The organism is Pseudoalteromonas sp. SR43-3 (assembly GCF_014163875.1).
GTDB lineage: Bacteria > Pseudomonadota > Gammaproteobacteria > Enterobacterales > Alteromonadaceae > Pseudoalteromonas > Pseudoalteromonas distincta.
Window position 1 is genome coordinate 70,843 of sequence record NZ_JACJEC010000003.1, and the last position, 25,163, is coordinate 96,005.

The 25,163-nt window shown below is 38.4% G+C and carries 18 protein-coding genes; 12 read left to right on the forward strand and 6 right to left on the reverse strand.

Translation table 11 applies throughout. The annotated features are described in order from the left end of the window. From H5088_RS04825 to H5088_RS04835, 3 genes are all read right to left on the reverse strand, one after another. Window positions 1–915 carry an LLM class flavin-dependent oxidoreductase gene (locus tag H5088_RS04825; RefSeq protein ID WP_182752318.1) on the reverse strand — a complete coding sequence of 305 codons (915 nt, stop codon included), beginning with the start codon at window positions 913–915 and terminating at the stop codon, window positions 1–3. A gap of 37 nt (window positions 916–952) precedes the next feature. Then, entirely contained in the window at window positions 953–2,128 is a 1,176-nt protein-coding gene (locus H5088_RS04830; RefSeq protein ID WP_182752319.1) for an MFS transporter, read from the reverse strand. A gap of 299 nt (window positions 2,129–2,427) precedes the next feature. Further along, window positions 2,428–3,369, reverse strand: a complete 942-nt coding sequence (locus H5088_RS04835) for a cyclase family protein (RefSeq protein ID WP_016899548.1) — start codon at window positions 3,367–3,369, stop codon at window positions 2,428–2,430. Window positions 3,370–3,711: 342 nt separating this feature from the next. Between H5088_RS04835 and H5088_RS04840 the strand changes: the two genes are divergently transcribed. Together H5088_RS04840 and H5088_RS04845 are read left to right on the forward strand one after the other, a co-directional pair. Next, the gene (locus tag H5088_RS04840) at window positions 3,712–4,818 is read left to right on the forward strand and encodes an L-dopachrome tautomerase-related protein (protein ID WP_126007427.1); all 1,107 of its coding nucleotides are present in this window, start codon (window positions 3,712–3,714) and stop codon (window positions 4,816–4,818) included. A 117-nt stretch (window positions 4,819–4,935) separates the two neighbouring features. Beyond that, window positions 4,936–6,105: a DcaP family trimeric outer membrane transporter gene (locus H5088_RS04845; protein WP_182752320.1), complete on the forward strand. Its 1,170-nt coding sequence runs from the start codon at window positions 4,936–4,938 to the stop codon at window positions 6,103–6,105. A 27-nt stretch (window positions 6,106–6,132) separates the two neighbouring features. Here the strand turns inward: H5088_RS04845 and H5088_RS04850 are convergent, their stop codons facing one another. Beyond that, a complete protein-coding gene (locus H5088_RS04850) occupies window positions 6,133–7,020 on the reverse strand; it encodes a LysR family transcriptional regulator (protein ID WP_182752473.1) in 888 nt (295 codons plus the stop codon). Window positions 7,021–7,284: 264 nt separating this feature from the next. Between H5088_RS04850 and H5088_RS04855 the strand changes: the two genes are divergently transcribed. Genes H5088_RS04855 through cas6f form a run of 4 tightly spaced genes read left to right on the forward strand, consistent with a single transcriptional unit; the run spans window position 7,285 to window position 12,287 of the window. Continuing rightward, a complete protein-coding gene (locus H5088_RS04855) occupies window positions 7,285–8,514 on the forward strand; it encodes a TniQ family protein (protein WP_182752321.1) in 1,230 nt (409 codons plus the stop codon). A gap of 4 nt (window positions 8,515–8,518) precedes the next feature. Next, complete coding sequence (locus H5088_RS04860) at window positions 8,519–10,606, forward strand: type I-F CRISPR-associated protein Csy2 (protein ID WP_182752322.1); 2,088 nt, start codon at window positions 8,519–8,521, stop codon at window positions 10,604–10,606. 14 nt (window positions 10,607–10,620) lie between these two features. Then, window positions 10,621–11,673, forward strand: a complete 1,053-nt coding sequence (csy3, locus tag H5088_RS04865) for a type I-F CRISPR-associated protein Csy3 (protein WP_182752323.1) — start codon at window positions 10,621–10,623, stop codon at window positions 11,671–11,673. 2 nt (window positions 11,674–11,675) lie between these two features. Beyond that, window positions 11,676–12,287: a type I-F CRISPR-associated endoribonuclease Cas6/Csy4 gene (cas6f, locus tag H5088_RS04870; RefSeq protein WP_029772129.1), complete on the forward strand. Its 612-nt coding sequence runs from the start codon at window positions 11,676–11,678 to the stop codon at window positions 12,285–12,287. A gap of 461 nt (window positions 12,288–12,748) precedes the next feature. Here the strand turns inward: cas6f and H5088_RS04875 are convergent, their stop codons facing one another. Beyond that, window positions 12,749–13,168, reverse strand: coding sequence for a hypothetical protein (locus tag H5088_RS04875; RefSeq protein ID WP_259398086.1), 420 nt, complete (start codon window positions 13,166–13,168; stop codon window positions 12,749–12,751). 318 nt (window positions 13,169–13,486) lie between these two features. Between H5088_RS04875 and H5088_RS04880 the strand changes: the two genes are divergently transcribed. From H5088_RS04880 to H5088_RS04905, 6 genes are all read left to right on the forward strand, one after another. Next, the gene (locus H5088_RS04880) at window positions 13,487–14,404 is read left to right on the forward strand and encodes a carbohydrate kinase (protein ID WP_010554113.1); all 918 of its coding nucleotides are present in this window, start codon (window positions 13,487–13,489) and stop codon (window positions 14,402–14,404) included. A gap of 231 nt (window positions 14,405–14,635) precedes the next feature. After that, window positions 14,636–17,575 carry a SusC/RagA family TonB-linked outer membrane protein gene (locus tag H5088_RS04885; RefSeq protein WP_182752324.1) on the forward strand — a complete coding sequence of 980 codons (2,940 nt, stop codon included), beginning with the start codon at window positions 14,636–14,638 and terminating at the stop codon, window positions 17,573–17,575. 33 nt (window positions 17,576–17,608) lie between these two features. Continuing rightward, window positions 17,609–19,318, forward strand: coding sequence for a RagB/SusD family nutrient uptake outer membrane protein (locus H5088_RS04890; RefSeq protein ID WP_182752325.1), 1,710 nt, complete (start codon window positions 17,609–17,611; stop codon window positions 19,316–19,318). A gap of 50 nt (window positions 19,319–19,368) precedes the next feature. Beyond that, entirely contained in the window at window positions 19,369–20,706 is a 1,338-nt protein-coding gene (locus H5088_RS04895; RefSeq protein WP_182752326.1) for a sugar porter family MFS transporter, read from the forward strand. Continuing rightward, the gene (locus tag H5088_RS04900; RefSeq protein WP_182752327.1) at window positions 20,693–22,705 is read left to right on the forward strand and encodes a glycoside hydrolase family 32 protein; all 2,013 of its coding nucleotides are present in this window, start codon (window positions 20,693–20,695) and stop codon (window positions 22,703–22,705) included. Before H5088_RS04895 ends, H5088_RS04900 begins: the two co-directional genes overlap by 14 nt. Window positions 22,706–22,765: 60 nt before the next feature. Continuing rightward, window positions 22,766–23,980, forward strand: a complete 1,215-nt coding sequence (locus H5088_RS04905) for an oligosaccharide MFS transporter (RefSeq protein ID WP_182752328.1) — start codon at window positions 22,766–22,768, stop codon at window positions 23,978–23,980. Here the strand turns inward: H5088_RS04905 and H5088_RS04910 are convergent. Further along, window positions 23,952–24,947 (reverse strand): LacI family DNA-binding transcriptional regulator, encoded by a 996-nt coding sequence (locus H5088_RS04910; protein ID WP_182752329.1) that lies wholly within the window; start codon window positions 24,945–24,947, stop codon window positions 23,952–23,954. The genes H5088_RS04905 and H5088_RS04910 overlap by 29 nt on opposite strands. Window positions 24,948–25,163: the final 216 nt, after the last annotated feature.

The window sequence follows — 25,163 nt, forward strand, 5'->3', positions numbered from 1 at the left end:
TTATTTATGAAAAACGGGTAAGACATTTTTTGCTATGTCTGCCATGCTTTGTTCGATATTTATTTCATTGCGTCTAAAATGAAGGCCAATATGATCTACGCCAGCAGCCTTCATGCTGTTTAGCTCTTTTATTAAGCCATTGACTCCGGTTCTAACCCCAAAGTGGTGTCTCTCAATGGGGGCGTCTGGGTTGTCTACAAAATCTAAATGGATAAAGCTTACATAAGGTTTGTCACCTGCAACGCTTCGCCATAGCGCTACACGTTTTACATGATCGTCAGGTGTACCTGGGTACGCTAACCATCCATCGAGGTTTTCACCTATAAATTGCGGCGATTGTTGTGCAAGGCCTGCGGCGTAAATAGGGTATTGCGCTACTTGAGGGTATATTTTTTGCCCTGGTTGTAATTTAGAGTCAGACTCATCCTTTAACACCTCAATAGCTTCTCTAAAAAGCTGGCCACGAGCGGCGTAATCAACATTAAATAAAGGATATTCTGAGGGTCTATCACCACTTGCTACACCTAAAATTAAGCGGTTGTTGCTTAGCTCAGCCATTGTGTTCGCTGATTTTTTCACAAGCCAAGGCTGTCTTAATGGAAGAACAACAGCCGCAGTACCTAGTAAAATATTGTTTGTAATACCCGCTAAGTAGCCTAAGTATGTAAACGCTTCAAATACTTGTGCAGCATCGCCAAAGTTAGGGTCGTACAGTGGCACGTCTCTTACCCATGCAGTACTAAAGCCAAGCTCATCGGCTAATATAATGCGCTCTTTATGCTGTGACATATCAGGCACACCAAAAGGCTTACCTTCTTTAATACGTTTTTTTTGGCCATCTCTTGACCAGTCATTGTCTAGTGGCAGTTCAACACCAATTGAAAAGCCCAAGTTTTTTAATTTATCAATAGTCATAATCAGTCTCTTTCGAAGAAAAAATTCGGGATTAAATTTAAATAGCTTTCACTTGTTCGCGTGAATCTAGAAAACCCGATAGTCGTGTTAATACAATGGCAAATATAACAATTGATGCGCCCACCCAAGGGGTGTCCATTAACTCCATGTCTTCTACTACAACACCGCCAATGATTGAGCCAATTGCAATACCGACATTAAAGGCCGCTATATTTAAACCTGATGCAACATCTACAGCATTAGGCGTATGTTTTTGTGCTAGCTGCACAACATAGACTTGCAGGCCTGGTACGTTACCAAAAGCGAAGGCGCCCCAAATAAGTAGTGTTAAAACAGCGCCAATTTGATTGCCTGCCGTAAATGTAAATACAAAAAGAATGATAGCGAGTGCGCTAAAAATACCTGTTAACGCTTTTACTGGTCCCATGCGGTCAGCTAGTTTTCCACCCCAAATATTGCCTATTGCTACTGAAATTCCGTAAACAAGCATAATTAAGCCAATTGAACTGGATTCAAAACCAGAAACCTGCTCTAAAATTGGAGCTAAATAGGTAAAGGCCACAAACGTCCCGCCGTAGCCGACAGCTGTAATGGCGTACACTAAAAGTAATCTAGGCTGTGTTAGCACTTTTAGTTGCTCTGAGATTTTTGCGGGTACCGCTTTTTTTAAGTTTGATGGTACAAGAATTGCGCTACCAATGAGTGCGATTAAGCCCAATATAGAAACGATTAAAAATGTTGCTCTCCAGCCCAGCTCTTGACCGATCCACGTACCTAAAGGCACACCGGTCACTAAGGCTACGGTTAAGCCCGTAAACATGATTGCGATTGCGCTGGCTTCTTTTTCTTTGGCAACTAAGCTCGTTGCAATAGTTGAACCAATAGAGAAAAACACGCCATGAGCCAACCCTGTTAGGATCCGGGCCACTATCAAGGTTTCATAACTTGGGGCTTGCCAGGCAAGTAGGTTACCTGCGACAAATAAAGCCATTAAAACCAATAAAACTGATTTACGATTCCAACGACCGGTTAATGCTGTTAGCACTGGCGCACCAATAGCTACACCGAGTGCGTATAAGCTGACTAATAAGCCTGCTGATGGTAGTGAAACACCTAAGTCTGCTGCAATAGTTGGTACTAGGCCAACAATTACAAACTCAGTTGTTCCTATAGCGAATGCGCTGAGTGTAAGCGCCAATAATGCTAAAGGCATTTGTAGTTCCTCAAATAATTAATGTGGGGTAATTTTCATCTAATTTAAGGAGAAGAAACACAGCGTATTTCTCAAAACAATTTTGTTAAAAATGCAAAAGTAAAAATGTTGGCTTGTTATTTTTAATAAAATAAGGGGCCCAGTAATGGGTTTAATAAAGCTGTTAAAACGGCAGGTTTTATGCGGGCTCAGAGTATGGGGTATTGGCTAGTATAAATGGGGGAGGAAGCCACAAAAAAACGGCAAACAAGGTGTGGTTGCATCTCGTTTGCCGTTAAATAACTATGTCTAAATGGGTGTTACAAAATAGCGACAGGGTTAATTTGCACCTGAGTAGAGCCTTCGTATAGAGGGTGGCCAAGTACAAACATAAATTCCCATGCTTGATCTTTTGCTAGGTCGTCACACAAAATGTTTTCAAGCACGTGCACGCCGTAATTAGTGGCCATCATTTGGTTTACAGGGAATGAAAGACTAGGGTCTTCATGCGGAACGGCTTCAGATGACCAGTTATCGGCACCTACTGCAATAACGCCTTTTTCGGCAAGGTACTTACCACCTTCAACGCCAATACCTGGGCCGCCCGCAAGGTAACGTTCGTTATCTTTACCCATTAAGTCAGACCAACCGGTACAAAATAAAACAACATCGCCTTTTTGAATATCTACGCCTTGTTGTTTGGCTACTGCGTCAATTTCTTTTTTATTAAAGGTGGTGCCTTCGCTCACTATATCTTGGTTAAAATAAGGACGCATATCTAATAATACACCACGAGAAACCATTGGTGGGACTTTCTCTAGACCGAGTTTTTTAACACCTGTTACAGTCATAAAATCAGATACTTTATGGCCATTATAATGAACGTTGTCGCGACCATAGTGCGCAAGGCCATTAATTTGAGAGCCTACACCAGTCCAGCCAATAATTTGGTCATCAACATAAGTAAATTTATTTGTACCAAATGTTTTAGGTTCAGGCTGCGACGTATGAACTTCAAAGTAACGGTGACGAAACGCTGGGGTATCTTTATTTACCGCCATGCCTAAACCGTACACTTTACCTTGTTTTATTAATTTTGATGCTGTTAATACAGAGCTTGGAGTAATGTAATTCATTGCGCCAATTTCATCATCAGCCCCCCACTTTGAAGTAGGTACTTGATCGGCCGCGTTAACACCAGCAGAAAGTGTAAGTACTGCACTTAGAGCAGTGGCTATTTTCAATTTTTTATGTGCTTTCATATTGCTATTACCTTGTATTTAATTTTAGAGGTGCAAAGCATATTTGCTATGACGTGGCCTACTATATTTAAAACAGCGTGAATAATTGATAGTTGAAAACACAAAACTCTTTTTCACTTTTTGCAATTAACGAGCATATTAAAATAATAGTGAATACACCTAATTAAAGCTTATGCAATCACTGTAAATAAGAATTAGTTTAATTTTATTATTTCATTTTTAACAAAATAGATTTAACAACAATAGCGTTTTTAACATTTGGAAACCCTTACATAATCTCTCTGCTTTAAAAAAGAGGGCTCACTATAGAGCTTTCTGAATAATTAATTTAGGAGATATACAATGAAAATGAAAAAACACGTACTTGCTATTGCTGCAATCGTTTCAGCCTCACTCAGCTCTGCATCTGTAATGGCTGCAGATTTAGAGTTAGTTGCTAAATTTGAAGACGCTCGCCCGGGTAACCCAACACTTACTGTAGATGGCAAATTAATAGTGACTATGTCTGCACTAGTGAACCCAGATATACATGTGCGAGAAGTGCTGGCTGATGGTTCAACCAAACCCTACCCAAATTTAGAATGGGCCGGAAAAGCGGGCGAGCATGGTAAAGGCATCGCATCTACTATAGGTATAAAAGCCGATACAAATGGTATTTTGTGGGTGCTAGATATGGGCAACAAGCTACATACACCTAAATTAATCGGGTGGGACACGTATGCTAATAAGCTACATCGTTCTATTGTTTTTCCAAGCGGTGTAGTAGATAAACACTCGTTTATTCAAGATATTGCTATAGATACTAAACGTAATCGTGCCTATTTGGCCGATATGACACTTGATAAAAAAACGGGAACTACACCAGCTCCCGCTATTTTAGTAGTGGACCTAGAAACAGGTGAAGTGCGTCGCACATTAGAAAACCATGAGTCTTTCCAATCAGATGGTAAACCTATTTTTGTAGAGGGCAGAATTGTTGCTCATTCAGATAGTAAAGGTGATGCTGTTTATCATCAATACGGCTTAAACCCTATCGCTATCGACCCTCAACAAGAGTGGGTATATTTTGGCCCAATGGGTGGCACCACTATTCACCGTATTCCGGCTGATGCCTTGGCTGATGACTCACTAAACTACGACCAACTCAGTGGCTTTATTGAGTTTTACAGAAATAAACCACGTACAGACGGCTTTACTGTTGATGCGCATGGTGATGTTTACGTCACTGACGTTGAAAATAGCGCCATTGGCGTTGTAAAAGAAGATGGCTATCACGTGGTGGTACAAGATGAAAAGCTTTCGTGGCCTGATGGCGTTGCCTTAAGCCAAGATGGTTGGCTATATGTGGTAGCTAACCAGCTTCATAATTTACCGGGCTTAAACCAAGGGAAAGACGCGAGTAAGCCTCCGTTTACTATTTACAAAATCAATGTAAATGACGTTGAGTAAATACGCTTAAACCGTCGATTAATCAATTCACCCCTTTTATTAATTATCAGCGCTTAACCTAAGCGCTGTCCTTATTAACGACAAAGTCACTTAATAAGTCTCTTTGTCGCGGTATTTATGAACTATTTAAAAATCAAACCAACACTGTTAGCTACACTTACTGCATTAGTTACTTCAAATGCTTATGCATCATCACTTAACCAAACAGACATTACGATTGGTGGTTATATAAAAGCAGATTTAATGCTTAGTCATTATAGTAATGGCGCGCCAGATACTAATTCGATTTCTAGGCAATCATATATTCCAGGCACCATTTCAGGTGATTCAAACAATGGTAAAAATGTTTTAGATTTTCATGCGAGAGAAAGTCGTTTCAATATCGCAGCGCAGAATGATATTGATGGCGTAAAAGTCAGCGGCTTTATAGAGCTCGACTTTATGACGCACTTTGATGGAAGTGAAAGAATTGATAATGGCTACTCTCCACGGCTGAGGCTCGCTTATTTAAACTATGATAAATGGACCATAGGGCAAAATTGGTCGACGTTCCAAAATCCATCAGTTTTACCTGATAATTTAGATTTTTCTAGCGCAGCAGATGGCTCGCCATTTATACGCCAAGGGCAAGTACGTTATACCAATGGTAAGTTTCAAGTATCATTAGAAAACCCTGAAAGTACGTTCACGAGTGTAGAGACTGAATCAAGAGTAACATCGGGCTCTGGCTGGTTACCTGATGTTGTATTGAGATACAATTTTCTTAATGAAAATAATGCTCAACTTAACCTATCATCTGTTTTTAGAAGAGTTTCTTTGGACTCTAAAGTTAACCAAGACAAAATTAAAGCAGATGAATTCGGTTATGGGGTGAGTTTGGCCGGTAAGTTACCCGTAGGCAATATGGATGACTTTCGATTTACTATTACAGCGGGTGAAGGGCTAGGTCGCTACGCAGCATTAAATTACATTAATGCGGCAACATTAAACGCAGAAGGGGATACCAAACGCATTAGAACGGTGTCTGGTTTTATGGCTTATAGGCATTTTTGGAATGAAAAACTACGCTCTAGTTTAACTTTATCGGGTATTACGGCAGATAATCCAACGGTGATTTCTAATAAAGCGATTAATAAATCAAGCTATTCTGGTTATGTAAATTTACTTTATTCGCCGACTGTGAATACAACCTTTGGCGTTGAGTTAATGCATGCAAACAATAAACAAGAAAATGGTGTTGATGTAGAGCTGACTCGATTAATGTTTTCGGCTAAATACAGTTTTTAATAGAAAAATGGGGCAAAGCCCCATTTTTTATAGACTTATTTTTGTAGAGAAAAAATCAATAAAAGCGCTGATTCTGGATGAGAGAACTGAGTTTTTATTATAAACAGCATGGACATCTTCTCGGGGGTTAGGGCTTAAAATAGAATTAGGCAGTATTTCAACTAAAACTTGTTTTTCAATATCTTTTTTAACCATAAAATCTGACAACACTGCTATACCATTTCCATTTATACACAATTGCCTAATTGCTTCTCCACTGCTGGCAGTAATTGAAGGTTTTAAACTAATAGTACCTTTTAAGAACCAGTTATTCAGTTTTGGGGAGTCTGCAAAGCCAATAATTTGGTGTTCTTTTAAATCATCAATACAAGTAGGCGCCCCTTTTTTGTTCAAGTAGCGAGGGCTTGCAACAATACGAAGTTTGCTTAGTCCGAGTTTTTTAGCGTACAGGTTAGAATCACTGAGTTTTCCTATTCTAATCGCTATGTCTGTCTTTTTTTCGATGAGATCAACAATACTTTCATTAGACAATAGCTCAAGTGTAATACCAGGGTAAGCTAGTTGAAAATCTTCTATATACGGAATAAGCTGGTGATATAAAAATGGGCTTGCGGCATCGACCCTCAACTTACCAGCGGGGTTACTTTGTAAGTTATTAAGAGCTTCTTCCCCTCTACTAATTATATCCAACCCTTCTGTTACATATTCTAAAAACAGCTGTCCTTCTTCAGTTAAGTCAATTCGCCGAGTACTTCGATTAAATAAAGTGACCTTTAAATCACACTCTAACCGTGTAATGGCACGAGAAACTTTTGCGACTTGTGTATCTAACTGATTGGCTGCACTTGTAAAGCTACCTGTATTAGCAATAGTGATAAATGTTTCAAGATCTTCGTTTTTTGATTTGATAAGCATAATTAACATACAAAAATGTAAACTTTACGCTAGTTTAGTTTACTAATTCATTAATAAATAGAGGTTATTATTGTTGTTTTTACAAAACAGTTTTGCGATTTTTGATAATCTCAATCTCAATCTCAATCTCAATTTTAATTATTAATACTCATTTTAAAGCAATAAGCTATATGGATTTCTTTGGTGTTTATAGCAATATTGTTTGCAAGTTTAATCAAAAGAATCTAACTTAAAGCTTAGTATTTCTAAGTTTTAAGGTGTTGGATGGCTTTTCTATTTTCTCCCAAGGCTCGGGCATTTTCTGAGGAGTCGTTGGAAAGTTACTTATTACGGGTCGTGTCAGAGAATTTTTTTGACTCGTATGAAGGGTTAAGTTTAGCTATTCGCGAAGAACTACATGAGCTTGATTTTGAGGCGCATGGTGCATTCCCAGTAGATTTAAAAAGGCTCAACGTTTACCACGCCAAGCACAATAGCCACTTTAGAATGCGGGCTTTAGGGCTACTTGAAACACTACTCGATTTACCTCGATACGAGCTACAAAAACTGGCTTTGCTAAAGTCAGATATTAAATTTAACTCCTCCGTCGCTTTATATAACAATGGCGTAGACATTCCCCTGAGGTTTATTCGTTACCACGCTGAAGGTGCTGTTGATTCGATTCCGGTATGCCCACAATGTCTTGCAGAAGAAGCTTACATAAAACAAAGCTGGCACATAAAGTGGGTAAATGCATGCACTAAACATCAGTGTGCTTTGCTACATAACTGCCCAGAATGCTGCGCTCCAATTAACTATATCGAGAATGAGTCAATCACTCATTGTTCATGCGGTTTTGAGCTAGCTTGCGCTAGTACCTCGCCTGTAAATACGTTAAGTATTAAGCGTTTAAATAAATTACTGGATAAAATTGAGGGCAACGATAGCAACCTGCTATTTAACAATACAACTCTTACAGAACGCTTTGCTGCACTCCTTTGGTATCAGGGGAGGTACTCTCAAACAGATAACTTTTGCTTAAATGACGCTGTGGATTATTTTAGTAAGTGGCCAGCAGTTTTTTACAAAGAGCTTGATGAATTAAGTAAAAATGCAGAAATGAAGCTAATAAATTTGTTTAATAAAACAGAGTTTAAGTTTATTTTCGGTGATGCTATTTTGTCGTGCCCCAGTACTCAAATGCAGAGGGAGCTTCATTTTGTTTATAGGGCTCTGTTAGATTATTTAGTTACTTTGGTTGAGAGTAACCCTAAAACTAAAAAGCCCAACGCAGCCGACTTATTAGTAAGTGTATTGGAGGCTGCAACTTTGTTAGGCACTTCAGTAAATCAGGTTTATAGGTTGTACCAAGATGGTATTTTGCAAACGGCGTCTCGTCATAAAATGAACCAGCGGATCAACCCTTATAAGGGCGTATTTTTTTTAAGGCATGTTATTGAGTACAAAACCAGTTTTGGAAATGACAAAGCTAGAATGTATTTGTCGGCATGGTGAGTATATGCATTTAAAAGAACTGCTAGAGATTACAGACACCACTGAGCGAGATAGATTATTACGTCGTGCTTTTAGCCCTTATACGGCAATGATTGATATAACAGGAAGTGAAGCCGTTGCTCTGATTATTTTGTTAAACCTGACTTATCGAAAAAACCAAGTTGATGATTTGCTGGATAAACAGCTAGCAAAACAGGCTTTAAAAAGTGAAGACCATATTAATAAATGTATTAAGGAAATAGCGTGGTTTCATACTCATAATTTAAAGTACCCTGACATTAGAGTCAGTAAGCAAAATTTAGCCGTAGGGCCTCCAACACTGCACTCTTATGTTTTGAGTAGTGCTAACTATCCTAAAGCCTATGGCTGGTCACATGACTCCGCTAAAGTTAATTTTGCTAAATTATTTGTTAGTTACTTTAAATGGCAAAATCAAGACAGTTGTTTGGCACAAGTATTAGCTACGTACTCAGATAACTGGAAAGCCGCATTTACCTCTCTGGGGTTATCCGTTAAGGCATTTAAAAGCTTATGTGTAACTGTTAAAAAATCATTGCCTGAAGAGGCCATTCCCGACTCTGTTGACCGCTACTCTCGCCAAATTAGAATGCCTTATCATGATGGTTACTTAGCTGTTACGCCTGTAATTAGCCATGTTGTTCAATCAAAAATTCAACAGGCGGCAATTGATAAACGAGCTCGATTTAGCAATGTAGAGTTTACGCGTCCTGCTGCTGTCAGTATGTTAGCTGCTTCCTTAGGTGGGGTTGTTAATGTGCTTAATTACCCTCCTAAGATACGAAGTAAATATCATGGTTTAAGTAACTCACGAGCATTTAAATTAAACAATGGGCAAACAGTATTTAATGTTGAGGCACTATTAAAGCCGGAATTAATTAAAGCTTTAGAAGGTATTATATTTAGTAATAATGCGCTGGCTCTTAAACAGCGTAGACAACAAAAAGTAAAAAACATTAAAGAGCTGAGAAATACGCTTTTAGAATGGTCTTCACCTGTATTTGAATGGCGCTTGGACGTTATTGAGAATGGGCATGACTTAGAACAGCTTGAGAGTGCTTCAGACCGACTAGAGTACAAAATACTATCGCTGCCCGACGACGAACTCCCATCGCTAACGATTCCTTTATTTAGGTTACTAAATGAAATGCTTGGCGGTGTGAGCATGACACAAAGGTATGCTTTTCATCCTAAATTAATGAGCCCTTTAAAAGCAGCTTTACAATGGCTGCTTGTTAATCTTACAGATCAAAAACATGAACTGATTGAAGAAGATGATGAACATTATCGCTATCTTCATTTAAGCGGTATACGTGTGTTTGATGCGCAAGCGTTATCGAACCCTTACTGCTCAGGTATTCCATCTTTAACCGCTGTTTGGGGTATGATTCACAGCTACCAAAGAAAACTTAATGAGGCGCTAGGAACAAATGTACGGTTCACATCTTTTTCTTGGTTTATTAGAGATTATTCTACTGTAGCGGGAAAAAAGCTTCCTGAACTTAGCCTTCAAGGCGCTCAGCAAAGTAAGCTTAAGCGACCAGGAATTATTGACGGTAAATACTGTGATTTGATATTTGATTTAATAATACACATTGATGGTTATGAAGATGATTTACAGGCAGTAGATAGTGAGCCTGACATTTTGAAAGCGCATTTTCCATCTAACTTTGCAGGTGGTGTTATGCATCAACCTGAGCTTAATTCAAATATAAATTGGTGCTGTTTGTATAGTAGTGAAAATCAGTTATTTGAAAAGTTAAGGCGACTCCCTTTATCTGGTTGTTGGGTTATGCCAACTGAGCACAAAATACAGGATTTAGATGAGCTACTCTTACTATTAAATAGTGACTCTAAACTAAGCCCATCCATGATGGGATATATGTTACTTACTGAACCGATGGCTAGAGTAGGAGCGCTTGAAAAACTACATTGTTATGCTGAACCAGCAATAGGAGTGGTGAAATACGAAACGGCCATTAGTGTTAGGTTAAAAGGTATTAGTAACTATTTTAATAGCGCTTTTTGGGTGCTAGATGCACAAGAAAAGTTTATGCTAATGAAAAAAGTTTGACCGTAAGGTGCTCAATGGAACTATGTAATATATTAAAATATGATCGCTCGCTTTACCCTAGTAAAGCTGTGTTTTTTTATAAAACGGCTGACTCTGATTTTGTTCCTTTAGAGGCTGACGTAAATAAGATCAGAGGCCCAAAATCTGGTTTTACTGAAGCATTCACTCCGCAGTTTTCACCAAAAAACATCTCACCTCAGGACTTAACACATAATAATATATTAACTCTAGAAGAGTGTTATGTACCTCCAAATGTGGAGCATATATTTTGTCGGTTTTCTTTGAGAGTACAGGCTAACTCGTTGGTCCCTTCAGGCTGTAGTGATCCAGAGGTTTTTTCTTTATTAAAAGAGTTGGCAGAAACATTTAAAGAATGCGGTGGTTATAAAGAGCTAGCAGTAAGATATTGTCGAAATATTTTGATAGGTACATGGCTTTGGCGTAATCAAAACACCGGCAACACTCAAATTGAAATTAAAACCAGCAAAGGGAGTTGTTATTTAATCGATAACACTCGTAAGTTAGCTTGGGAAAGCAAATGGGCTTCTGATGATCTAAAAGTATTGGAAGAGCTTAGTAATGAAATTGAGAGCGCATTAACTGATCCCAATGTGTTTTGGAGTGCTGATATAACCGCGAAAATAGAAGCCTCATTTTGCCAAGAGATTTACCCAAGCCAAATCCTTAACGACAAGGTTAAGCAAGGAGAGGCCTCAAAACAGTTTGTAAAAGCTAAGTGTGCAGATGGCCGTTACGCTGTAAGTTTTAATTCAGTAAAAATAGGAGCAGCCCTTCAGTCAATAGATGATTGGTGGGATGAGGATGCAAGTAAAAGATTACGAGTGCATGAGTTTGGGGCTGATAAAGAAATAGGGATTGCCCGACGTCCTCCTGATTCTGAACAGAATTTTTATTCTATTTTCAAAAATACGGAATGGTATTTGTCAGCCCTTAAAAATTGCATTACTAATAAAAATGAAAAAATAGACCCAGCTATTTATTACTTATTCTCTGTATTGATTAAGGGCGGAATGTTCCAGAAAAAAGCAGAGGCTAAAAAGGCGTAATTATGCAAAGGTATTACTTCACAGTCCACTTTTTACCAAAACAAGCTAATCTAGCGCTGCTTACTGGCCGTTGTATTTCTATTATGCATGGGTTTATTTTGAAGCATAATATTGAAGGAATGGGGGTTACGTTTCCTGCATGGTCGGACTCATCAATTGGTAATGAAATTGCTTTTGTTTACACGGACAAGGAGATTTTAAATACCCTTAAAGATCAGGCATATTTTGTGGACATGCAAGATTGTGGCTTTTTTAAAGTAAGCCAAGTTTTAGCTGTACCTGACAGCTGCGAAGAAGTACGTTTTATACGTAATCAGGCGGTAGCAAAAATTTTCACAGGTGAAAGTAGAAGAAGATTAAAGCGCCTGCAAAAAAGAGCGTTAGCAAGAGGTGAAGATTTTAATCCTAAAAAGATCGAAGCTCCCCGAGAGATTGATATTTTCCATAGAGTGGCTATGACTAGTAAGAGCTCACAAGAGGATTATATTCTGCATATTCAAAAGCAAGATGTCGACTGCCAAGCTGAGCCATACTTTAGTAATTATGGGCTTGCCTCAAATGAAAAGTTTAAAGGCACGGTTCCTGATTTATCACCCTCAATAGATAGAAATTAACCTTTATTTATAACGTTATCATAAGTCATTGATACTAAAACTCTCTGAGTAAGCATATAAAAATATGGGTAAAATTGAATTTGCTTTTTAATTATATGAATTATATAAATAAGCTTAGCTATTTTATGGTGACCTGCCGTATAGGCAGCTGAGAATATCTTTATTATCTAAAAAATGACTGTCTGGTTGTGACCTGCCGTATAGGCAGCTGAAGATAAAAACAATCGATTCGATGTTTAAGTTAATGTAATTCTGCCGAAAAGGCAGTGAGTAGTAATTGAAAAAAACCAGTCTTATATCCGGGCTGGTTTTTTTGTTTTTGGCGTTATAACTTTATTTCACTATGTCATTGTATGGTTGTATTTTATGTCAGTGAATGGTTGCAGGTTATTTGTAAGTTATTGTTATGTCTATCCAGCATATGTCACGCTTTGCTTGCAGCGACAGGTTTGTCGCTGAAATCATACTTTGACATAATACAACCATACTGCGACATAATTAAACCATACTTTGACATAAAGCTTATTTAAAAAAATGGAGCGTGTATTTAGCCATGTGTTCCATCGTTCAACACTCTCAAAGTAATCAATACAAGCCGATGCCAAATGAGCTAATTCAACGATATTTTCACTTAAGGTTACATTTAAACGTTTATGTTCTTTTATATAGCGTTCGAAAGCTTTTGTATTTGTACCAATCGCCTTAGTAAACGATTGCAGATCCCAGCGTAACTCAAGTCTAAATTTTTCAACACAGTTTATATCTAAGCCACGCTGAATCAATTCAATTTCATCCAAAGGGTTTGAGTTTAAATTAATTGTTCCATCGCTGAGTATCTCTACAAATTTACGATTAATACTATTTTGAATGTTGTTAGACATACAGACCTTAAGCTATTGACAGAGCGTTTTTGATATTAGCACCTCTAATTCCTAGTCGATAGTGGGTTAGAACATAAACCAGATATTAATAGTATAGCTACCTCACTTATGGTTAAGAGTCGAATAAACAACGTTGTCTTTGCGCTTCGAATGGAATAATATCCAAGACACATTTACTTAACAAATATATATGAACATCTAGTATTTTAATGTGATGAAAGATAGGTTGAACATTTAGTATTTTAATGTGATGAAAGATAGGTTGACCATTGTTTAATTCGTCTATCTGATAATCGGAACGTATAAGGAAACTATTGAATGAGTATAATCATAAGTCAAAACATGGCTAATAAAGTTAGTCTAGTCTGTTTTGGGGAGGTTTTGTGGGACTGCTTTGGAGAAACCAAGCGTTTGGGCGGTGCACCTTTAAATATGTGCTTTAGGGTAAAATCACTTGGAATTGATGCACAAATGATAAGCGCAGTTGGGGAGGATAGGTTAGGTAATGTTCTTCTTGATGAATTAAAAGAAAAACAATTGAGTACAGAGTACATTGCGGTGAGCCCACATAAAAATACGAGTACAGTCCTAGTGGCACTTGATAGTCACGGTTCTGCTAAATATGAAATTATATCGGATACCGCTTGGGATAATATTGTTTTAACGGATGAAATTATCAATAAAGTTGAATCAACAGAAATTTTTGTCTTTGGTAGTTTAATTGGCCGTACCGACACTTCATTAATGACTTTGAAGCAACTACTAGAACACGCGAAGTTTAAAGTGTTTGATGTAAATTTACGAGCTCCTCACTATCAACTTGAGAGCTTAATAGAGCTGATGAATAGCGCTGACTTTATCAAGCTAAATGATGAAGAACTATATGAAATAGCAAAAGGAATGGGGTGTAAACACCATTCACTAGAACAAAACTTAGCATTTATAGCAAAGCAAACCAACACAGAGTTTTTGTGCGTGACGAAAGGCAACCATGGTGCTTTATTATCGATTAGAGGTAAAAATTACTATAACTCAGGGTACCTAATCGATGTTGTGGATACTGTTGGCGCTGGTGATTCGTTTTTGGGGGCTTTAATTTATCAACTTTGCATTCAAAACGATCCGCAACAGGCGATTGATTTTGCTTGTGCTGCCGGAGCTATGGTTGCTCAGCAGTTAGGGGCAACACCAGATATAACGCATCAGCAAATCTTAGAATTTATTGAACCATGTTAGCGTAAAGCGTAAAGCGTTAATTTTAAATTTTGATTATTTTAATAAATTTATTTGTTATTTATATTGAATAGATGTTTTTTAAATGTTAAAAAGACAACGTTGTTTTTTTGTCAGGTTTACTAAAACAACTTAAGAACGATAAAAAAGTATTTTTTTACACATAAAAGACAACGTTGTTTAATTGAATACTGAAATCAACATTAAAAAGTAAAATTAAAATGAGGACACACAATGCTCATATTTCACAAAACTAAACTAGCAGTAAGTGTTAGCACTATACTGCTGGGTTGTTCATTGCCATTAAGTCTTTTTGCCGCCGAGCAGCAAAAAAATGAAATTACTCCTAATGATGGTATTGAAGTTATTGAAGTTTCATATGGTTATGGAAGTGTTAAAAAACAAGATTTAACCGGCGCAGTGAGCACAGTTGAGCTTGAAGATGTCGTTGATCAGCCTTCAGGTAATATCATGCAAAATTTGCAGGGGCGTGTGCCTGGCTTGCAAATTACAACGAATGGTTCACCTAACTCTGCAGCAACGGTGCGTATTCGTGGCCAAGGTTTAGGGCCACTTGGAAATAATGATCCATTATATGTTATTGATGGCGTACCAACTAAATCTGGAATGCATGAACTTAATAGCCATGATATTGCTGATATACAGGTGCTAAGAGATGCGGCAGCTGCAAGTATTTTTGGTGCTCGCTCTGGTAATGGGGTCATTATTATCACCACCAAAAAAGGGAATGAAGGGCTCGACTTTAATTTCTCTTTTAATCAGTCATATGATGATTTTAATTATGAATTAAATCCATTAAATACACAGCAAAGGGCACAAGCAGTTTGGCAAGCTGCAGTAAACGACGGCTCAGATCCAAATTCAGCAAGTTCTCTTTATACTTATGATTGGAACAATGATTTTAATAACCCTCAATTAAACAACGTTGTTTTTCCTGAGTTTACGGATGCTGAACAGGTGCAACGCCCAGCAGATACAAGCTGGTTTGATGAAGTTACACGCTCTGCAAAAGTAACCGATCTTAACTTTTCGGTTTCAGGTGGTTCAGATAAAGCTTCGATATATAGTTCACTTGGTTATTTCGGCTCAGAAGGTGTTGTTGATGGCTCAGAGTTTGAACGAATAAGCTTTCGCGTTAATTCAGATTATCAATTAACAAATAAACTTAAGGTTGGTGAAAACTTTATAGTGACAAACCAAGAATCAAACTTGGTTAATGATCTGGCCGGTAATATTCTAACTTTGGCTATAGAACAACAATCTATCGTTCCTGTGTACAACGATGAAGGTGGCTGGGGAGGACCTGTTCCTGGTGTAACTGACCGTGATAATCCGGTTAGATTAATTGAAATGAATCGAGACAATGTTAGTAGATTCAATAAATTAATGGGAAATATTTTTGTTGAATATGAGGCAATAGAGGACTTAACACTAAAAAGCTCTATCGGTTTAGATTACGGGCAATACTACTTCAGAAACTATACCCGTGCTTTTCAAGCTGGCTCGCTAAACTATGGTGATCAGCTGTCAGTGACAGAAAACTGGAATAGCAGTTTTAGTTGGACTAATACCGCAGAATATAAGCTTGATTTAGATGCAAATCATTTTACGTTTTTGGTCGGTACAGAACAAATAGATTATGAGTATGAAGGATCTGTTGGTTTTGGTTCAGGTTTTGCGTCTGATGATCGTGATTATGCTCATCTATCACAAGCAACGGGCGATGTTCGTGTGGAAGGGGATGGCGATAAATGGTCTCTTAATTCTTATTTTGCGCGTATTGACTATAACTTCGATGACCGATATTTAGCAGGTTTAACAATTCGTCGCGATGGTTCATCTCGTTTTGGTAGTAATAATAGCTACGGTAATTTCCCCGCTATTTCTGCAGGTTGGGTGATCAGCAACGAATCATTCTATGATATTGAATTTTTATCTACCTTAAAGCTTCGCGCTAGCTGGGGCAAAACAGGTAATCAAGAAATCCCTACCGATGCAACGTACACAACGTACTTAAGTCGTTATGCAACACAATCACTATTCACCGATCAGCAAGATGAAGGGACCGCTTATGATATAGGCGGTGCAAATGGCGGCACGCTTCCTTCTGGGTTTGTAAAAGCACAAACAGGGAATGACGACCTAAAGTGGGAAACATCAACACAAACCAATATAGGTCTTGATTTTGGTATGCGTTACGAAACCATATACGGCAGCATCGATTGGTTTGAAAAAACCACTGAAGATATTTTAACGTTAACCAATCCACTGGCAACATTAGGTGAAGGCGCTCAGCAATGGGTCAATGGTGGCACAATTGAAAACGCTGGTTTTGAGTTTCTCATTGGGTACGCCGATTACCTTACTTTTGATAGCTTAGATGGTGATATCGATGTTGATATTAGCTTTAACATTTCTTCTGCTAAAAACAAGGTGGTCTCATTACCAGAAGACGTTGTTAACTCATTTGGTGGTAATGGCGCTGATAAAACAATTGTTGGTCATTCAGTTAACTCAGTTTATGGCTATGTCGCCGATGGGTTATTTCAAAACCAAGATGAAATAGATGCTCATGCAGCACAATCTGGGGCTGGTTTAGGCCGAGTTCGCTGGAAAGATTTAGACGGCAATGGCGTGATTGATGAAAACGATCAAAGCTTTTTCGCAGATACCGATCCTGATTTTATGTATGGCTTGAATATGAATTTCAAATACAAAAATTGGGACTTCAACATGTTTTGGCAAGGTGTTGAAGGTGGTCAAATACGCAATGGTTGGCGTGGGTTTACTGACTTCACATCGTTAAATATAGGTTCTAACTATGGCGATCGCGTTCTTGATGCATGGTCGGTTAACAATACTGACAGTAATGTGCCTGCATTAACTTTAATCGATAACAATGGTGAAGGCCGTCAATCAAGTTTGTTTTGGGAAGATGGCAGCTACCTCAAGCTTCGCAACTTATCTATCGGTTACACGCCTGACGAACAGTGGTTAAATCAATACGGTATTAGTTCTGCACGAATTTATTTGCAGGGAAGTAACTTATTGACCATTACCCCATCAGGGACGCTAAGCCAAGATCCAGAAACTCCAAACGGTAATTTTCCAATTCCAAAACGTATCACGTTAGGCGTGAACCTTTCTTTTTGATTTATTAAAACGACAACGATACGAGCACATATTATGAATAAAATTAAAACACTATTTACAGCAGCTACACTCGCGCTTTCTTTAGCATCGTGTGGTGGTTCTGATCTTGATGTTGCACCTTCTGGGGTATTAACCGAAGAACAAGTTTCTAACAGTGAAAATGTAGATGCGTTGATTATTGCTGCCTACTCATATCTAGGAAACGATCATTATACCGCCCCTAACTTTTTATGGCCGACAGGAAACTTACGGGCAGGAGACGCACATAAAGGCGGTAATGGACCTGGTGATATCTTTGCTTATCATGCTTTGTCTTTATATCAGCCTATAGTGCCTGATATGGAGTCTTTCCCGCCAGATTTAATTGATTTGAACAACAAAAAATGGGTACGTAATTACACCGGTATTTCAAGAGCAAACTCAGCATTAGCGGTAATCGCAAATGCGCCAGATGCCATTGAGAACAGTGCTGCAAAACAATCCGAACTGCGGTTTATTCGCAGTATTTTCTACTTTGATTTAAAAATACATCATAAGCATATCCCGTGGATTGATGAAACAATGACACAAGATCAAATTCTTAGCGCTACTAATCGTGAGCTAAGCGATCAAGAGTTATGGGATAAAATTGCCGCAGATTTTGAGTTTGCTGCAAACAACTTACCACAAACCCAAGAAGATGTAGGGCGCGCTTCAGCGTTATCAGCTAAGGCATATTTAGCTAAAACATTGCTTTACCAAGCGTATGAGCAGAATGAGCTACATGAAGTTATCAATATTAATAAAGATAAACTTGTAAAAGTAGTGGCCCTAGTTGATGAAATTGAAGAAGCGGGCGTCTATGGTTTATTTGATGATTACGCGAATAACTTTTTGTTTGAAAGTGAGAATGGTAAAGAGTCAGTTTTTGCTATTCAGCGCTCTCTAAATGACGGCTCTCCAGATGGACGTGGTAGCTGGCCTAGTGCATTAAATGCGCCAATGGCTGGTGGTTTTGGCTGTTGTGGTTTTCATGTACCAACAGAAAATTTCGTTAATGCGTTTAAAACAGACCAACAAGGTTTGCCGTTATTCGACTCTTTTAACGACTTTAACTACGACATGACGACAGACTCAGTTGACCCTCGCCTAGATCACACTGTGGCAATGGAAGGTAAGCCATTTAAGTATGACGAAAACTTAATTCATGGCGGTGATAGCTGGGCACGTGCCCCTGGTATTTATGGCAACTTTACGGCAATGAAAGATCTTGAACACCCTGACTGTAGTTGTCGTGGTGAGAATGGCCCTTTTCCTATCTTTTCATTAAATACACCGCTCATTCGTTACGCTGATGTATTGCTTTGGAAAGCTGAAGCATTAATTGAGTTAGATAGGTATGACGAAGCATTGCCAATTATTAACCGTATTCGTGAGCGTGCTAAAAATAGTACCAGTAAATTACACAACGCGAGTATTTATAACATGGGCTTATATACAAGTTTTGATTCTAAAGAACAGGCAAGAGCGGCACTACGCTTTGAGCGACGTTTAGAATTAGGGCTTGAAGGACATCGCTTTTTTGACTTAGTTCGATGGGGAATAGCGAAAGAAACTATTGATAGTTACTTAGCTATTGAAGCTGTACGTAAACCTTATTTGGTCGATGCTATTTTCACTAAAGGTAAACATGAGTATTTACCTATTCCGAACCAGCAGATGATTTTAAGTGGTGGGTCGTACACACAAAACCCAGGTTATTAATAGTGGTGGGTTTCGGCCCACCTTTTAATCGTTAAGTTTTAAGAGTGATTATGAAAAAAATTATTTATTGGTCAGTCACCGTTGCCGTTGCTGGTTTTTTATTCGGCTTTGATACAGCAGTTATATCCGGTGCGGATAAACCTATTCAAGCGTTATGGAATACGAGCTCGTTATTTCATGGCTTATTTATTATGTCTTCAGCTTTATGGGGAACACTACTGGGTGCCTTAACCGGTAATTACCCATGCGATAAGTGGGGTAGAAAACCCACATTAGTTTTAGTTGGGGTATTGTTTTTAATTTCGGCACTTGGCTCCGCCATGGCACCTGACGCATATAGCTTCTCCTTATTACGGTTTATTGGTGGCGTGGGAGTGGGCATTTCTTCAATTGTTGTACCTGCTTATATTTCTGAGATTGCACCTGCTAAGTACCGTGGGCGTTTGGTTGCGCTTTATCAGTTTCAAATTGTATTTGGTATCTTAGTTGCGTTTGTTTCTAATTTTTTAATTGCAGGAACATCTGCAATTGACTGGCGTTTAATGTTAGGTGTGGAGGCAATACCTGCTCTGGCTTATTTATTAATGATCATTAAGGCACCTGAAAGCCCACGTTGGTTAGTGCAAAAGAAAAATGAGAAAACTAAAGCGCGTTCAATCTTAGTGACTTTAGGTGAACAAAACCCAGACCAAGTATTAAATGACATTGAACGCGACAAGTTACAAAACAGTCAATCAAAGCTATTTGGTGGTAGTTACAATAAGGCGGCTTTATTTGCATTTTTATTTGCCGCATTTAATCAATTATCTGGCATTAACTTTATCATTTATTATGCACCGCGCGTATTTGAACTTGCAGGGTTGGATGTAAATCAGTCATTACTTTCTGGCGCTGGGATTGGCGTGGTTAACCTATGTTTTACCATGCTTGGTTTATCGTTGATTGATAAGTTTGGCCGCCGTTCGCTGATGTATATTGGCTCAATTGGCTACGTTATTTCCCTCTCTGTAGTGGCGTGGGCGTTTAGTACTGACTCTGGTGGCTTAACGGTTGTAGCGTTTGTATTTGTGTTTATTGCCGCTCATGCCATTGGCCAAGGTACCGTTATTTGGGTCTTCATTGCAGAAATATTCCCTAACAAAGTTCGTTCAAAAGGGCAGTCTTTGGGCTCCGGTACGCATTGGTTTTTTGCCGCAGCAATCACTTTACTTATGCCATTTTTCTTAGAACGTTTTAGTGCCACTGAAGTATTCACTTTCTTTACTTTAATGATGTTAGGGCAATTGATTTTTGTTGCGTGGTTTATGCCAGAAACAAAAGGACGTTCTTTAGAAGCAATTTCATTAGATACCAATAATAAGCATGGAGCATTAGATGCGAACCGTTAATTTAGTTTTAATTTCATCATTTTTGGCAGCATGTAGCATGACAAACCAAACTGAACAAACTGCCCCTATGGGTGTAGATAAACCTAGCAAAGAGGCGTTTCGTCCTGCTTTTCATTTTACCCCTAAAAAGCATTGGATGAATGATCCTAACGGTATGGTTTATTACCAAGGTGAATATCATCTGTTTTACCAGCATAATCCTGATTCATCGGTATGGGGACCAATGCATTGGGGACATGCAATTAGTAAAGATATGGTTAATTGGCAGCATCAAGAAATTAAGTTGTTTCCTGATGAGCACGGTACTATCTTCTCTGGCAGTGCGGTAGTTGATTGGCAAAATAGCAGCGGCTTTGGCAGTAAAGAAAACCCACCATTAGTGGCTATATTTACCTATCATGATGATAAAAAGGCGGCACAGGGAGCGATTGATTTTCAAACGCAAGGCATAGCATATAGCACCGATAAAGGCCGCACTTGGAAAAAATACGCTAATAATCCGGTATTAAAAAACCCTGGGATCCGCGACTTCCGTGACCCTAAAGTAAGCTGGCATGAAGATACTCAGCAATGGGTTATGGTATTGGCTCAAGATGATCATATTGGCTTTTACAGCTCAAAAGATTTAAAAACATGGCAATTTGAAAGTAACTTTGGCGCTGATTGGGGCAGTCACGCAGGTGTATGGGAGTGTCCAGATCTTATTCGCGTGCGTATTGAAGGCACCGACGAATATAAATATGTTCTATTAGTGAGTATCAATCCTGGCGCGCCAAATGGCGGCTCTGGTACACAATATTTTGTTGGCGATTTTGACGGTGAAAAATTTGTGTTGGATAGCGATTATCAAAAAATGCTTACAACAACACCTGCCGTTTTCCCTCAAGGGCTTGATTTTTCTAACTTCAAAAATGGCTTAAAAAATTGGCAAGTATCGGGTGAAGCATTTCATATAGTAAATGATCAACCTACAAATACCATTGCCAGTTCTTTTAAAGGCTCGGATGAGGCAATTGGTACCTTAACTTCAAAATCATTTGCGATTAATCATGATTTCATTAACTTCAAAATTGCAGGTGGAAAGCATCACAACAGTACCGCAATACAGTTGTTAGTTGATGGTGAAATAGTTAAAACCGCGAGTGGAAACAATACAGGTAGAATGGCCGAGCGTTCTTGGAACGTGAGTCAATTAAAAGGCCAGCAAGCTTATATTAAAGTGGTAGACAATGAACGAGGTAATTGGGGGCATATAAAAATTGCTGATATCGTATTTTCTGATAAAGCAGCAACAGAAAAGTATGAATCGTCAATATGGCTAGACTACGGTACAGATAATTATGCTGGCGTGACTTTTTCTGATGCTCAAGACGGTAGACACTTATTTATGGGATGGATGAGTAACTGGCAATACGCAAACCAAGTACCGACTGAGGTATGGCGCAGTGCAATGACGATTCCCAGAGAATTAAAGTTATTACAAACGCCAGCAGGCGTGCGTTTGGCATCTCAACCTATCAAAGAACTCGATAGTTTACTGAGTAACACACAGCAAAAGGCAACCCTAACTGGCACAAATAGCTACCAGTTAGATGAGCTTTTTACTGTCGAACCTGGGCAATTTAAAGTGAGCTTTAGTTTATCAAACGCTGAGCAAGTTACTGATATTGTGCTTAGCTCTGATAAAGGTGAATACACTAAGCTGCAGTTAGACCCAGCTCAAGGACAACTTGTACTTGACCGAAGACAATCGGGTTTAAAAGACTTTGAAGATGGTTTTGCATCTTTACAAACTGCGCCATTACAAAAAGGACTTGAATATTACGATGTTGATATATGGGTAGATAAAGCGTCGGTAGAAGTGTTTGTAAATAAGGGGGTTAGCTCTATGACCTCGATTGTTTTTCCAACCTCTCCATATAATAAAATACAAGTGAGTGCTGAGCAGCCTTTGTCGCTTAGTGACGTAAAGTTAAACAATATAGCAATAGAAAAATAACATTTGAAGCGACTCTATAGTAATATAGAGTCGCTTACTTTTTATAAGGCTATGCGATATATGAGTAGTAATTATCGGCTATTAAGCGCCATTTTCTTTATTTATTTTATGGCATGGTCTTTTTCATTTTCATTTTTTCCTATTTGGCTTAGTCAAGAAGTAGGCCTCAACAGTGCTAAAGTCGGGATAATCTTTAGTATCAATTCCATCATGGCTTTACTCGTGATGCCTTGCTATGGCATTTTGCAAGATAAACTCGGTTTACAAAAAACACTGCTTTACTTCATTGCATTTTTTATAATGTTGATTGGTCCATTTGTCAGTTATGTATACGCACCCTTACTACAAACACAGTTTTATCTGGCTGCTATTTTAGGAGGTGCTGTTTTTTCATGTGCATTTTTGGCTGGAGTCGGGACACTTGAAAGTTATATTGATAAACAAAGTCGCTCGACGAATTTTGAATTCGGTAAAGCTCGAATGTGGGGGTCACTAGGTTGGGCCATGGCAAGCTACTTTGCCGGTTTATCCTTTAATTTATCCCCTAGTTTAAATTATTGGTTATCAAGCATTGCGGCGGTTTGCTTAATGGGGTTATTAGCCTTTGTTAAGGTCGCAAAAAATCAGCCCGAAATAGCGCCTTCTCGAACTTTTTCTCCCGTGCAACAGCTCAAAGCATTTTTTAAAATCGCAGGATTGTGGCGTTTAAGTGTATTTGTGATCGGTGTAAGTTGTATTTATGCGGTATTTGATCAGCAATTTGCTATTTATTACACCTCTTTTTTTGACACCCCAGAGCAAGGTCGAGAGTTTTTTGGTTATTTAACTTCAGCGCAAGTTATCCTTGAGGCTGCTGCTTTGTATTTAGCTGTAAAATGGGTGAATTATTTGGGCGTTAAAAACTCGTTGCTGTTAAGTGGTGTATTGATGGCGATACGAATATATTGCTCGGGGATTGTTAGTGACTCTATCAGCATTAGTGTATTAAAATTGTTACATGCAATTGAGTTACCACTGATGTTAATTGCATTGTTTAAATATATAAATATGCATTTTGACGCGCGCTATTCAGCCATGATCTATATCATTGGCTTTCAATTTACTACGCAATTGATGGCGTCAATGTTAGCCGTCGCGGTAGGCGTTGTATATGATCATTTAGGCTTTGCGTTAGCCTACCAATATTTGGGTTTGGTTGTGTGTGTGTTTATTGTATTATCGCTTTTTGCATTAAAGGCAGATGCAATTAAAACGAATCACGAGCAATTAGTTTAAATGGTAAGTGGTGGTGAACAATATCAGTGCGCTGGTCTATGAGGTATTCCATTGCCCAACGTCCCATTGCATGATGGGGTAATGCCATGGTAGTTAAATTCGGTTGTAATAATTGTGGAATACTGCCCCAATCATCAAAACTTGCTATACCAATATCTTTACCAACGATCATTCCTTTATCATGCACAACAAAGTAAATTTCCAGCGCCATGGGGTCTTGACCACATATAATTGCATCAGGTTTAAACTCGTCTATCACTCGCGCCGCAGATTCTCTCGAGGTAGAAATATCACTACCATCGGCTTGACAAATAATAACCGATTCAATGAGTAAATCATCGAGTGGTAAGCCATGCTTTTTAAATGAATTTATAACGCCTTGTTTGCGACCTTTGGCAGCAATTATATGCTCATTTAAGTTTAAGAAAGCAATTCGGCGATAGCCTTTGCGTATTAATGCATCGGTAATATCTTCACCGGCTTGCTGTTCATCAGGTACTACACAAGGGAAATTATTCAAAGCAGGAAAACAGTTCGCTAAAATTGTTGGTATTTTTTTTAGTTCATCAGCAATGGCAACTTGGCGATGATACATTGCTGAATATATAACGCCCTCTACGCGATACTCTAAAAGGCTTTCGATAGCTCTGTCTAAACTCGCTTGGGTTTCGTTAACATTGAGGATTAACAGTTCTTTATTTTTCTGCCACGCAATTTCTTGGGCACCACGTATAATATCAAAAGTATAAGGAACACTAAGCAGTTCATCAGCAATAATTGCGTAAATGTTTGAGTTTTTACGTCGCGTTAAACTTGCCGCACGATTAGGACGATAACCTAATTCTTTTATAGCTTTAAGAACCTTCTCGCGGTTAATATTTTTTACTGTTGGATCATGATTGACGACTCGCGATACAGTTTTAAATGAAACACCTGCGTGGACAGCGACTTGCTTTATTGTAACCATACTAGAATAAGACCCTCTCTGAATAATAAAGAGTATAACAGCAGATAGTATTTTATTTATATGTTTTTGTTAAGGTTTGAGCTATCGCCATTATTTAAAAATAGACTTATTCATAGGCTTACTTTTAAGTTATTAGAGTAAATTATACTCTCAATATAATAGCTTAGAACATTAGTTCACCCGGTTATAGATTGAGCAGTAATAGTTATTTTATTT